The organism is Kitasatospora sp. NPDC101176 (assembly GCF_044768035.1).
Taxonomy (GTDB): Bacteria; Actinomycetota; Actinomycetes; order Streptomycetales; family Streptomycetaceae; genus Kitasatospora.
Window position 1 is genome coordinate 1 of sequence record NZ_JBIWPA010000004.1, and the last position, 13,187, is coordinate 13,187.

The window sequence follows — 13,187 nt, forward strand, 5'->3', positions numbered from 1 at the left end:
AGGTCGACGGCGCCCACGCCCTCGACCGCATCACCCGCGAACGCGGCATCCACCTCGACTTCTTCACCGCCTTCTCCTCCGTCGCCGCCCTGCTGGAGGACGGCGGCCAGGGCAACTACGCGGCCGCCAACGCCTACCTGGACGGCCTGATGGCCCGCCGCCGCTCCCTCGGACTGCCCGGACTCGCCGTCAACTGGGGCCCCTGGGCCGAGGTCGGCATGGCCGCGGACCTGGCGGACCGGATGACCCGCAGCGGCGTGGCGATGATCCCGGTCGAGCAGGGCCTGGCGGCGCTCACCGCGCTGCTCGGGGCGCCGGTCGCCCAGATCGGCGTCATGCCCACGCTCCGCCCGGCCCGGCCGCGGGCCGACGCCGCGGCCCCGCCCGCCGCGGCCGAACCGTGGCGCACCCGGCTGGCGCAGGCCCCGGCCGCCGAACGCGACGGGCTGCTCCGCCAGTACCTGGAGCAGCAGCTCACCGCGCTACTCGAACTGCCCTCCGGGTACCGGGTCGACGGGCACACCGCCTTCTCCGAACTGGGCATGGACTCGCTGATGGTGGTCGAGTTCAGCAACCGCCTGCAGCGCGACCTGGACGTGGTACTCGGTTCCACCATCGCCTTCAACCACCCCACGGTCGAGCAGCTCCAGGCCCACCTGGTCCGGGAGCTCGGCCTGGAGACCGCCACCGGATCCGACCCCGAGTCCGACACCCCGGACGAGTTCGAGCTGGACGACCTGCGCGCCAGCGTCGACCGCGAGCTCGACCTCCTGCTGAACGACGACGAGGACACCACGCCGTGACCGACCGACATGACAGCCCCGACGCGCTCAGGCTGCGGAAGGCCCTCACCGCCATCCGGACCCTGAAGACCCGGGTCAAGGAGCTGGAGCGCGACCGGGCCCAGCCGATCGCCGTCATCGGCATGGGCTGCCGCCTGCCCTCCGCCCCCGACCCGGACGCCTACTGGGAGCTGCTGCGCTCCGGCGGCGAGGCGATCCGCGACATCCCCGCCGACCGCTGGGACGTGGACGCCCACTACGACCCCGACCCCGCGGCCGAGGACCGGATGTACTGCCGCCGGGGCGGCTTCCTCGACGACGTCGCCGGGTTCGACGCGACCTTCTTCGGGATCTCGCCGCGCGAGGCCAAGCGCCTCGACCCGCAGCAGCGGCTGCTGCTGGAGGTGGCCTGGGAGGCGCTGGAGGACTCCGGACGCGACCCGCGCTCGCTCACCGGCTCGCGCACCGGCGTGTTCGTCGGCATCTCGGAGGCCGAGTACCTGCAGCAGATGCAGGTCCGCGGCGCGGAGTCGGTGGAGATGCACGACGTCACCGGCACCGCGCTGAGCGTGGCCAGCGGCCGGCTCTCCTACCACCTGGGCCTGCGCGGCCCCAACCTGGCGCTGGACACCGCCTGTTCGTCGGCGCTGGTGGCCGTGCACCTGGCGGTGCAGAGCCTGCGCACCGGCGAGTCCGACCTGGCCCTGGCCGGCGGCGTCAGCCTGATGCTGTCCCCGGACGCCTTCATCGCCTTCTGCAAGGGCTCGGCCCTCGCCGCCGACGGCCGCTGCAAGACCTTCGACGCCCGCGCGGACGGCTACGCCCGCGGCGAGGGCGGAGGCGTGGTCGTCCTCAAGCGGCTCGACGACGCGCTCGCCGACGGGGACACCGTCCACGCGGTGATCCGGGGCACGGCCGTCAACCAGGACGGCCGCACCAACGGCCTGACCGCGCCCAGCGGGACGGCCCAGCAGGAGGTCATCCGGCAGGCGCTGGCGGACGCCGGGCTCGCGCCGCACGAGGTCGGCTACGTCGAGGCGCACGGCACCGGCACCCAGCTCGGCGACCCGATCGAGGTGGACGCCCTCGGCACGGTCTTCCGGGACCGCGGTACGGCCGGTCCGCTGCTGATCGGCGCCGCCAAGACCAACATCGGGCACCTGGAGGCCGCCGCCGGCGTGGCCGGCCTGATCAAGGCCGTGCAGGTGCTGCGGCACGGCGAGGTCCCGCCGAACCTCAACTTCGACCGGCCCAGCCCGCACATCGCGTGGGACCGGCTGCCCGTCGAGGTGCCGACCGAGGTCCGGGCCTGGCCCGAGGGCACCCGGGCGGCCGGCGTCAGCTCCTTCGGCTTCAGCGGCACCAACGCCCACATCGTCCTGGAGGCCGCGCCGACCGGCTCGGACACCCCCGGAGCCACGGACAACCCGGACACCCCGGAGACCACGGGCGCCCCGGACCGGCCGCACCACGTGCTGCCGCTGTCCGCCCGCAGCCCCGAGGCGCTGCGCGAGCTCGCCGGCCGCTACGCCGCGTCGCTGCGCGGCCGGTCCGCGGCGGAGCTCGCCGACACCGCGTTCACCGCGGGCACCGGTCGGACGGCCTTCGCCCACCGGCTCGCGCTGTCCGCCGCCGACGGCACCGCCGCCGCCGAGCTGCTGTCCGCGTTCGCCGAGGGCCGCCGCGCCCGGGTCTCGGTCGGGCACGCCACCGGCCGGCCCGCCGTCGCCTTCCTCTTCACCGGCCAGGGCTCCCAGTACCCCGGCATGGGCCGGAAGCTGTTCGAGACCCACCCCGGCTTCCGCCGGACCCTGGAGCGCTGCGACGCGATCCTGCGCGAGCAGGGCCTGCTGGACGCCCCGCTGCTCGACGTGCTGTACCCGGCCCCGGACGGCCCGGGCGCGGGACTGCTCGACCGGACCTCGCACGCCCAGCCGGCCATCTTCGCGCTGGAGTACGCCCTGGCCGAGCTGTGGCGCTCCTGGGGCGTCGAGCCCCGGGTGGTCCTCGGGCACAGCACCGGCGAGTACGCGGCCGCCTGCGTCGCGGGCTTCTTCTCGCTGGAGGACGGCCTGCGGCTGGTCGCCGGCCGGGCCCGGCTGATCGAGGCCACCACCACCGGCGGGGCGACCGCCGCCGTCTTCGCCTCGCCCGAGGAGGTCGCACCGGTCCTCGCGGGGCTCGCGGGCCGGGTGAGCACGGCGGGGATGAACGGCCCCCGCGAGACCCTGATCGCCGGGGTCGCCGACGACGTCTCCCGGGCGCTGGCCGAGCTCAAGGAGCGCGGCCTGGACGGGCGGCCGCTGCGGATCCCGCACGCCCCGCACTCGCCGATGATCGAGCCCGCGCTGGCCGAGTTCGAGGCGCTGGCCGCCACCGTCGCCTACACCGCCCCCCGGATCCGGATGATCTCCAACGTCACCGGGACGCCGATCGACGCGGTGGACGCCGCCTACTGGCGCCGCCACATGCGCGAGCCGGTCCGGTTCTCCGACGGCATGGCGGTGCTCGCCGGCGAGGAGTGCGGCGCGGTGCTGGAGATCGGCCCGCAGCCGGTGCTCCAACTGCTCGGCCGGCAGAGCTGGACCGGCCCCGCGGTGCGCTGGCTGTCCTCCCTATGGGAGGGCCGCGACGACTGGAAGCAGCTGCTGCACAGCGTCGCCGAACTGCACACCGCCGGGGTGGACGTCGACTGGGCCGCCTTCGACGCGGAGTACGCCCGCAGGCGGGTCCCGGCCCCGACCTACCCCTTCCAGCGCAGCCCCCACTGGTTCACGCAGAGAGAAGAAACCACCGTGCCCCAGCACACCACCCCCCTGGCGCAGGTCCCCGCCCAGGCCGCCCCGGCCACCGCGGCCACCGCGGCCGGGCGGCGGGAGCTGATCCTGGCCGACCTGCGGGAGCGGGTCGGCGCGGGCCTGGAGTTGGCCCTGCAGGACGTCGAGCCCGGGGCCAGCCTGGTCGACCTCGGCGCCGACTCGCTGCTGATGGTGCGGATCATCCAGGACGTCACCGACCTGTACGGCATCACGCTGACCGTCGGGCGGCTCTTCGACGACCTGGACACCCCGGAGGCCCTCGCCGCCCACCTGGACGCCGAGCTCCCGGCCGGGCACCCGGTGCCCGGCGACCGGCCGGCCCCGGCCGCCGTCGCCGTCCCGGCACCCGTGGAGGCCCAGGCCGCCCCGGTGACCGCTCCGGCCGCCCGGCCGCTCACCGTCCAGGGCGCCGTCGGCGACCAGGGCTCGATCGGCGCGCTGATGGCCGCCCAGCTGGAGGTGATGTCCCGGCAGCTGGAGGTCCTCGCCCAGCACGGCGCCGCCCCGGCCGCCGCGGCCGTCACCCCGGCCGCGCCGGTGCCCACCGCCCGTCCGGCCCTGCCCGCCGTGCGCCCCGCCGCGCCCGCCGCGAAGCGCCCGGCCTCCGCCGGCGCCCCGCCCCGCGAGCTGACCGCCCGCCAGCAGCAGCACCTCGACGACCTGCTGGAGACCTACAAGAAGCGCACGGCCGGCTCGCTGGCCCGGGCCGTCGACTACCGCGCGCTGCGCGCCGACACCCGGATGCGCTCGGTGCGCCCGGAGACCCGGTCGGTCTCCTACCCGGTCATCGGCGAGCGGGCCAGCGGCGCCCACTTCTGGGACGTCGACGGCAACGAGTACATCGACGTCGCCATGGGCGTAGGCGTCCTGCTCTGCGGGCACGACCCGGAGTTCGTCACCGGGGCGGTCGCCGCCCAGCTGGAGCTCGCCCTGCAGACCGGCCCCATCTCGGCGCTCTCCGACGAGGTCGCGCAGCTGATCTGCGAGATGACCGGCATGGAGCGGCTGTTCTTCGCGGTGACCGGCACCGACGCGGTGCGCGGCGCGCTGCGGATGGCGCAGGCCAAGACCGGCCGGTCCCGGTTCGTGATGTTCTCCGGCTCGTACCACGGGCAGGACGACCGGGTGCTCGCCCTGCCGGACGTGCTGAACGACCCCTCGCACTCGGTGCCGATGGCCCCCGGGATCTCCCCGCAGGCCGCCCAGGACCCGCTCATCCTCACCTACGGCGCCGCCTCCTCCCTCAAGGCCATCGAGGAGCACGCCGACGAGCTGGCCGGTGTGCTGGTGGAGCCGGTGCAGAGCCGCAACCCCACCCTGCAGCCGGCCGAGTTCCTCCGGGAGCTGCGCGCCCTGACCACCCGCCTCGGCGTTCCGCTGATCTTCGACGAGGTGATCACCGGCTTCCGGGTGCACCCCGGCGGCGCACAGGCCCACTTCGGGGTCCGGGCCGACCTCGCGGCCTACGGCAAGGTCGTCGGCGGCGGTCTCCCGGTCAGCGTGGTCGCGGGCCGGGCCGAGTTCCTGGACCAGGTCGACGGCGGCGTGTGGGCCGACGGCCCAGGCCCCGACCCGGACAGCGAGAAGACCTACATCGGCTCCACCTTCGAGATGCACCCGCTGGCCATGGCCAGCACCCGGGCGATCCTGCTGCACCTGCGCGAGCAGGGCCCGGCGCTGCAGGAGCGGCTGAGCGCCCGCACGACCTACCTGGCCGAAACCCTGAACGCCTTCTTCGAGGCCGGGGAGGTGCCCATCCGGGTGCTGCACTTCGCCTCGGTCTTCCGGTTCGCCTGGAAGGGCAACGCCAGCTACGCCTACCAGCCGCTGGACATCGAGGTCTTCCACTTCCACCTGCTGACCCGCGGCATCTACCTGTGGGAGGGCCGGACCTGCTTCCTGTCCACCGCGCACACCGACGAGGACATCGAGGGCATCATCACCGCGGTCAAGGAGTCGATCGCGGCCATGCGCGACGGCGAGTTCCTGCCGCCCGCCCCCGGCACCACGACCACCGCCGCACCGCTCGGCGAGGAGCAGCGCGAGCTGCTCGCCCTGGAGCGGGCCGGTGCCGCCGGCGCGCCGTCCTGGGCGGTCCCCGAGTCGATCCGGCTGCGCGGCCCCCTCGACGTCGACGCGCTGCGCCGCGCGGTGAGCACGCTGACGGCCCGCCACGAGGCGCTGCGCACCGTGTTCCCCGAGGGCGGGGCGGCCGAGGTCCGGCCGGGCACCGTGGTGCCGGTCGAGGTCGTCGACCTCACCGCGGCCGCCGCCGGCCGCACCGACGAGGCGGTCGCCGACTGGTGGCACGCCGCGATGGCCGTGCCCTTCGACCTCGCCGCGGGCCCGCTGGCGCGGATCGCCGTGCTCCGGCTCGCCGACGACCTGCACGAGCTGACGCTGCTCACCCACCACGTCGTCTCGGACGGCTGGTCGGTGTCGGTCCTGACCGAGGAGCTCGCGGCGCTGTACACCGCCGAGCGCCGGGGCACCCCGCACGGTCTGGCGCGCCCGTCCCAGCACCGCGACTTCACGGCCTGGCAGCAGCGCCGCCGCCCCGAGCTCGCCGAGCACCAGCGGTACTGGCTGGACCGGTTCGCGGACGGCCTCCCGGACACCGTGCTGCCCGCCGACCGCGAGCGCCCCGCGGTGCCCACCCACCAGGGCGCCCGGATCACCATGACCCTGGAGCCCGAGCTCTGCGAGGCGCTGAAGAAGGTCGGCCGGGCCCACAAGGCCAGCCTGTTCATGACCCTCCTCGCCGCGTACGGCCTGCTCACCCACCGCCTGACCGGCCAGGGCGACGTCGTGATCGGCACGCCGCAGGCCAACCGGGCCTTCAAGGGCAGCGAGTCGGTGGTCGGCTACTGCGCCCACTTCCTCCCGGTCCGCAGCACGCTGGCCCCCGGTGCGACGCTCGCCGACCACCTCCGCCGCACCCGGGAGGAGGTGCTGGCCTCCTTCGAGCACCAGGAGGTGCCGTTCGCCCGGCTGCGCGAGGCGCTGGGCGCGGCCCCGGACGCCTTCCCGCTGCCGCTGCGCACGGTCTTCAACATGGACCGCTCCGCCCCGTGCCCGGAGTTCGACGGGCTGACGGCCGAGTACCGCCCGGTGCCGACCCGGTTCGCCCTGGTCGACTTCCGGCTGGACGGGCTGGAGCACGAGGGCGGCGTGCGGCTCGACTTCGACTACCGCACGGACCTCTTCGACGAGGCCACCGTCCGCGGCCACGGCGACCACTTCGTCGCCCTGCTGCGGGCCCTGGTGGCCGACCCGGGGCAGCGGGTCGACGGGCTGCCGGAGCGCATGGACGTGACCGATCCCGGCCGGGACGCCGGGGACGCGCAGAACGAGAACGGAGCGGAGCGTTGAGCGAACACAGCAGCGGAGCGGCCTTCAAGGAGGTCCCGGTCATCAGCATCGCCCCGCTGGTGACTCCCGACCCGGACCCGGCCGCGCTGCGGGAGACCGTGGAGCAGATCGGTGCGGCCTGCCTCGACGTCGGCTTCTTCTACGTCAGGGACCACGGGATCGCCGAGGCCGACAGCCGTGAACTGTTCGACGCCGCGAAGAAGTTCTTCGCCCTCCCGCTGGAGGAGAAGATGCGGATCCGGCTCGGCATCACCGAACAGTTCCGCGGTTACGTGCCGCTCGGCGGCGAGGTCACCGGCGGCAAGACGGACTGGCACGAGTGCCTGGACCTGCAGCCCCGCTCCGGCCGGAACGCCGACACCATCGCGAAGGCCGCGGCGGCCCGCAGCGCCGACGCCCACCCGCTCGACGACCCCGGCCAGTGGCCGCCGGCCCTGCCCGAGTTCCGCACCACCGTGATGCGCGCCTGGGACCAGCTGTACGGGCTGAGCGGGCGGATCGCGGCGGGCATGGCGCTCAGCCTCGGCCTGGACGAGCACCACTTCGCGCCGTACCACGGCGTGGAGTTGAGCGACCTGCGGATGGTCCACTACCCGCCGTACAACGAGACCGTCGGCCGGGCCGCCCCCGAGGCACTCCCGATGGACGAGGTGGAGCACGGCTTCGGCGCCCACGTCGACTACGGGTTCCTGGCCGTCCTCCAGCAGGACGAGGTCGGCGGCCTGGAGGTGCGCAACCCGGAGGGCCAGTGGATCTCCGCACCGCACATCCCCGGCACCTTCCTGGTCAACATCGGCCAGATGATGCAGCGTTGGACCAACGACCGGTACCGCGCCACCTGGCACCGGGTGACGCTGCCGGGCACGGTGGACCGCTACTCGGTCCCCTTCTTCTTCGAACCGCGGTACGACGCCCTGATCGAGCCGCTCGCCGTCTGCTGCGACGCGGACAACCCGCCCCGCTACGAGGCCGTCGAGTTCGGCCCGTACGTGGTCGACCTCTTCTCCAAGGCGTACGACTGACCGACCGCGTAGAGCCCGCACACTCCGAGAGATAGGAAGCAGATCCGTGCAGACCTCAAGTGTTGTCAACTCCTGGAACGAGTGGGACCCGCTGCAGGAGATGGTCGTCGGCTCCGCCGACAACGCCAACTTCGAGCCCACCGAGCCCGGCAGCCGCCCGTCCGTCCGCAACGCCCCCGGCACCCCCTTCCCCACCGGCCCCAAGTCCAAGGAGGCCGTCGACCTGGCCAACGAGGAGCTGGCCGGGCTCGCCTCGCTGCTGGAGTCCCAGGGCGTCACGGTGCGCCGGCCCGAGCTGCACGACTTCTCGGCCCCGGTCCGCACCCCGGACTTCGAGGTGGAGAACCAGTACTGCGCCGTCTGCCCGCGCGACGTCATGATCACCATGGGCAACGAGATCATCGAGGCCACCATGTCGCGCCGGGCCCGGTACTTCGAGTACCAGCCCTACCGCAAGCTGGTCTACGAGTACTGGAACGCCGACCCCCGCGTCGAGTGGACGACGGCCCCCAAGCCGTCGATGGCCGACGGCATGTACCGCGAGGAGTTCTGGGACTGGCCGCTGGAGAAGCGGCACGAGGAGATGCACTCCTTCGAGTTCTGCATCAACCAGGACGAGGTCGTCTTCGACGCGGCCGACATGAGCCGCTTCGGCCGGGACATCCTGGTCCAGGAGTCGATGACCACCAACCGCGCGGGCATCCACTGGCTCAAGCGACATCTGGAGCCGCGCGGCTTCCGGGTGCACCCGGTGCACTTCCCGCTCGACTTCTTCCCCTCGCACATCGACTGCACCTTCGTGCCGGTGCGCCCGGGCCTGATCCTCACCAACCCGGAGCGGCCGCTGCGCGAGGGCGAGGAGAAGATGTTCCTGGACAACGACTGGGAGCTGGTCGACGTCCCGCAGCCGGTGCTCGGCAACGACGAGATGCCGCTGTACTGCCAGTCGTCCAAGTGGCTGTCGATGAACGTGCTGAGCATCTCGCCGACCAAGGTCATCTGCGAGGAGCAGGAGAAGCCGCTCCAGGACCTCCTCGACAAGCTCGGCTTCGAGGTCTTCCCCATCCCGTTCCGCAACGTTTTCGAGTACGGCGGCTCCCTGCACTGCGCCACCTGGGACGTCCGGCGCGAGGGCACCAGGGAGGACTACTTCCCCAACCTCGCCTACCAGCCGCTGATCTGACACCACACCAAGGGAGCCCCACATGTACATCCTCGGCATCAACTCGGTCTACCACGAGTCCTCGGCCTGTCTCCTCAAGGACGGCGCGGTCGTCGCCGCCGCGGAGGAGGAGCGCTTCAACCGCGTCAAGCACGGCAAGGAGGCCCGCGCCGACAACCCGGACGAGCTCCCGATGAACGCCATCGGCTTCTGCCTGGAGCGCGCCGGCATCACCATGGCGGACGTCGACCACGTGACCTGCGCGGCCGACCCCGACGAGATCCGGGCCGTCCTGGACGGCGGCCTGCCCTCGCCGTGGGACAGCGTCGAGAAGCAGTCGCTGTTCCTCGCCACGCTGCCCAACATCCCCAAGAAGTTCGCCGAGCTGGGCTTCGTCGGCGAGTTCCACTGGGTGGCCCACCACACCGCCCACGGCGCGTCCACCTACTTCGCGTCGGCGTTCCAGGACGCCGCGGTGCTGGTCGTCGACGCGCTCGGCGACGACGCCTACTCGACCCGGCTCTACCACGGCAAGGGCGCCAAGCTGGACTGCGTGCAGAGCGTCCGCTACCCGGCCTCCATCGGCTACCTGTGGGAGCTGGTCTCGGTCTTCCTCGGCTTCGGCGTCTACGACGCGGCCAAGGTGATGGGCCTCGCGGCCTACGGCGACCCGCAGCGCTTCGCCGCGGCCTTCGACCGGCTCGCCTGGACCACCGAGGACGGCGGCTTCGACATGCGCCAGGACCTGCTGAAGTTCAGCGACATCCTGTACTACCCGCCGTCGGCCGACACCTCGGGCCTGGAGTCCGTCCTCGGCGTCGCCCCGCGCGAGCGGGACGACGAGCTGCAGGACGTCCACCACGACATCGCGGCCGCGCTGCAGGAGAAGACCAACGAGCTGGTCCTGCACATGGCCCGCCACCTGCACGCGCTGACCGGGTCGAGCCGGCTCTGCCTGGCCGGCGGCGTCGCGCTGAACTGCGTCACCAACCAGGTCGCCTTCGAGCAGGGCCCGTTCGACGAGCTGTACGTGCAGCCCGCCGCGCACGACGGCGGCCTCTCGCTCGGCGCCGCCCTGCACGTGTGGAACGACGTGCTCGGCCAGGAGCGCGCCCCCGAGATGCGCCACGCCTACTGGGGGCCGTCCTACACCGACGCCGAGATCGAGGCCGAGCTCGCCTCCCGCGAGGGCCTGGAGGTCGTGCGCGCCGCGGACTTCGAGAAGGACGTCGCCAAGCTGCTCAGCGAGGGCAACGTGATCGGCCTGTTCCAGGGCTCGATGGAGCTCGGCCCCCGCGCCCTGGGCAACCGCAGCATTATCGGCGACCCGCGCCGCCGCGAGATGCGCGACGACCTCAACCACAAGGTCAAGCACCGCGAGTACTTCCGTCCGCTGGCGCCCAGCGTGCTCAGCGAGGAGGTGCCGGAGTGGTTCGAGATCGCCAAGGAGACCACCGCCGCCGACTACATGCTGATGGCGTACCCGGCGAAGGCCGACAAGCACGACCGGATGGGCGCGGTGCTGCACGTCGACAACACCTGCCGCATCCAGGCCGTCCGGGCCGACGTGAACCCGCGCTTCCACGGCATCATCAGCGAGTTCCGGGCCCTGACCGGGGTCCCGATGGTCCTCAACACCTCGTTCAACGACCAGGAGCCGATCATCTGCTCCCCGGCCGACGCGGTGAACACCTTCCTGGGGACCGAGATCGACTACCTGGCCATCGGCCCGTTCCTGGTCCGCAAGGCCCCGGTCGACGGCACGGTCTGACCGGCTGCGACGCACCACCGCACGGCACAGCACAGCAAGGGGGAACCAGAAGTGAAACTGCACGTGACCCGGCTCCAGGACGCGGTGCACCGCCTGGTCGAGGAGAGGGGCCACTACTGGGCCCCCCTCCCGACCGACGCGCACCTGGCCGCCGAGGTCGACGCGCTCGGGCGGCTCGCCGCCGGGGGCGCCGACCCGGCCGCGGCCAAGGGGCCCCTGGTCGAGATCGTGGTGGCCGCGCTCGCGCTCGCCAACGCCTACGGCGTCTCCATGCAGCAGGCCTGCAACGACGCCGCGATGCCGGCCGACCTGACCGACGCGTCCCTGTGGCGCGCCGGTCGGCAGGAGCCGGAGCAGGTCGCGGCCCTGGTGGCCGCGGCGGTCGAGCCGGTGCACTACACGATGGCGTTCTACCGCTCCGAGGCCCGGCAGGGCAGCGACCCCCGGGTCGTCGCCCTGCACGGCCTGATCCCGGGGGTGCTGCGGGCGGCGTTCGCCGGCTTCGACTCGCACGACGACCTGGGTGCCCACCTGAACGGGCACCTGGAGCGCACCCGCACCCTGGACGGCCGGTCCCGGGAGACGGAGTTCGACCCGTCGCGCGCGGTGACGACGGAACTCATCCGTCCCATCCAGATGCAGACCTTCTGCCCCTTCGCCCAGAAGTCGGTCCTGTGGGGGCCGCCGTCCTACGACGAGGACCTCTCGTTCGAGGACAACATGAAGGCGTCGCTGCCGACCCTGCGCCAGTTCATCCGGGTGCAGGACCACGACGTCATCGACGGGTACGTGTACGCGTTCCCCACCCGGGTTTTCGGTGAATCCTTCGAGGACCTCCAGCAGGTCTTCCGGAACTTCGTCGAATTCCTGCACAGGAATCTCACGGACGCCGCCCCGGCCGGACTGGACCCGGAAACCGCCACCGACCCGAAGTGGTTCCTCGTCCTTGAGGACGAGGAATGCTTCATCAGCGTCTTCGCACCGATCTACCCGCACGACCACTCGCGGTACATGAACGGGGTCGAGGGTCATTTCGTGTTCATGCTCCAGCCGGAGGCGGCCGTTCTCCGTCTACTGACCAAGAACGACTACAAGCAGCGCTCCGAGGCGATCCGGCACCGTTTCCGGGACGGCTTCCAGCGTTACGTCCTGGCCGACATAGAACTCCACCGGTTCCTGCTCCCGGTGCAGGCCGACCAGCCGCCGGTCAAGTGGTACGAATTGGCCCCCACCATTTAGCCGACCCGTTCAGCGGGCCGGTTCGGCCGGCCCGCTCGACGGGCCCGCTTCCGCGGGAAACGCGGGGCGGGCGGCCGGGACTCCTCGTCCCGACCGCCCGCCCCGTCGCCGTACGCCCTCCGGTCAGCTCAGCAGCAGCTTGCCGATCCGGCGCGAGGCGCCGTACAGGCCCACCGCGGCGAGCGCCGCGAGGTAGCAGGCGTGCCCGATCATCGAGGGGTCGAGCGCGCCGACCGAGAACCCGCGGGCCAGCTCGATGCCGTGGTACAGCGGCGAGAGCTCCACCAGGAACCGCAGCACCGGCGGGTACACCGACATCGGGTAGAAGGTCGTGGAGAACAGGAACATCGGCATCACCACGACGTGGATGTAGTCGAACTGCGAGGACGACCTCAGCAGCGTCGCGCACACCATGCCCAGGGCCGCGAACGCCGTCGCGATCAGCAGCGCGGTGGGGATCAGCATCAGCGCCCAGGGCGAGGTCGCCAGGCCCATCGCCGCCATCACGCCGAGGAACGCCGTGGCGTACAGGCCGCTGCGCAGCACCGCCCAGGAGATCTCGCCGATGGCGACGTCCAGCGCCCCCATCGGGGTGGCCAGCATCATGTCGTAGAGCCGGTCGAAGCGCAGCTTGTAGAAGATGCTGAGCGTCTCGTAGACCGCACCGTTCATCGCGGAGGACACCAGCAGCGCCGGCGCGACGAAGGCCACGTAGGTCATCGGGCGGCCGTCCGGCCCGGTCACGCCGTCGATCAGCGAGCTGAAGCCGACCTGGAAGGCCAGCAGGTAGAACAGCGGCTCGAAGACGCCGGAGACCAGGACCAGCCAGGCCCGGGAGTAGACCAGCGCGGTGCGCTCCACCAGGCGGTGCGCGAGCCCGGAGTAGCTGCCGGCCGGCAGGATCCGCAGCAGCGGGCCGCCGCCGTGCCGGGCCTGCGCGGCGATGCGGCCGGCGGTGGGCCCCGACGGGGCCGGTGCCGCCGGCGCCGCGGACGCGTCGGGAGTCATCTGCTTCTCCAC

The 13,187-nt window shown here is 72.7% G+C and carries 7 protein-coding genes; 6 read left to right on the forward strand and 1 reads right to left on the reverse strand.

Going from position 1 to position 13,187, the window contains the following annotated elements; all coding sequences use genetic code 11:
- From ACIRS1_RS07755 to ACIRS1_RS07780, 6 genes are all read left to right on the forward strand, one after another.
- Positions 1 to 803, forward strand: an 803-nt coding sequence (locus ACIRS1_RS07755; RefSeq protein WP_360212938.1) for a beta-ketoacyl reductase, incomplete at its 5' end; no start/stop codon positions are given.
- Positions 800 to 6,973, forward strand: coding sequence for a guadinomine polyketide synthase module 4 GdnH (gene gdnH / locus ACIRS1_RS07760; protein WP_402837761.1), 6,174 nt, complete (start codon positions 800 to 802; stop codon positions 6,971 to 6,973). The genes ACIRS1_RS07755 and gdnH, both read left to right, overlap by 4 nt.
- The gene (locus ACIRS1_RS07765; protein ID WP_402837763.1) at positions 6,970 to 7,995 is read left to right on the forward strand and encodes an isopenicillin N synthase family dioxygenase; all 1,026 of its coding nucleotides are present in this window, start codon (positions 6,970 to 6,972) and stop codon (positions 7,993 to 7,995) included. The genes gdnH and ACIRS1_RS07765 overlap by 4 nt, the downstream gene beginning before the upstream one ends.
- A gap of 100 nt (positions 7,996 to 8,095) precedes the next feature.
- Positions 8,096 to 9,178: a glycine amidinotransferase gene (locus tag ACIRS1_RS07770; RefSeq protein WP_360212946.1), complete on the forward strand. Its 1,083-nt coding sequence runs from the start codon at positions 8,096 to 8,098 to the stop codon at positions 9,176 to 9,178.
- 22 nt (positions 9,179 to 9,200) lie between these two features.
- Entirely contained in the window at positions 9,201 to 10,928 is a 1,728-nt protein-coding gene (locus ACIRS1_RS07775; protein WP_360212932.1) for a carbamoyltransferase C-terminal domain-containing protein, read from the forward strand.
- A 51-nt stretch (positions 10,929 to 10,979) separates the two neighbouring features.
- Positions 10,980 to 12,167: a YqcI/YcgG family protein gene (locus tag ACIRS1_RS07780; protein ID WP_402837766.1), complete on the forward strand. Its 1,188-nt coding sequence runs from the start codon at positions 10,980 to 10,982 to the stop codon at positions 12,165 to 12,167.
- A 123-nt stretch (positions 12,168 to 12,290) separates the two neighbouring features.
- Here the strand turns inward: ACIRS1_RS07780 and ACIRS1_RS07785 are convergent, their stop codons facing one another.
- Complete coding sequence (locus ACIRS1_RS07785; RefSeq protein WP_402837768.1) at positions 12,291 to 13,175, reverse strand: ABC transporter permease; 885 nt, start codon at positions 13,173 to 13,175, stop codon at positions 12,291 to 12,293.
- Between the last annotated feature and the right edge of the window lie 12 nt (positions 13,176 to 13,187).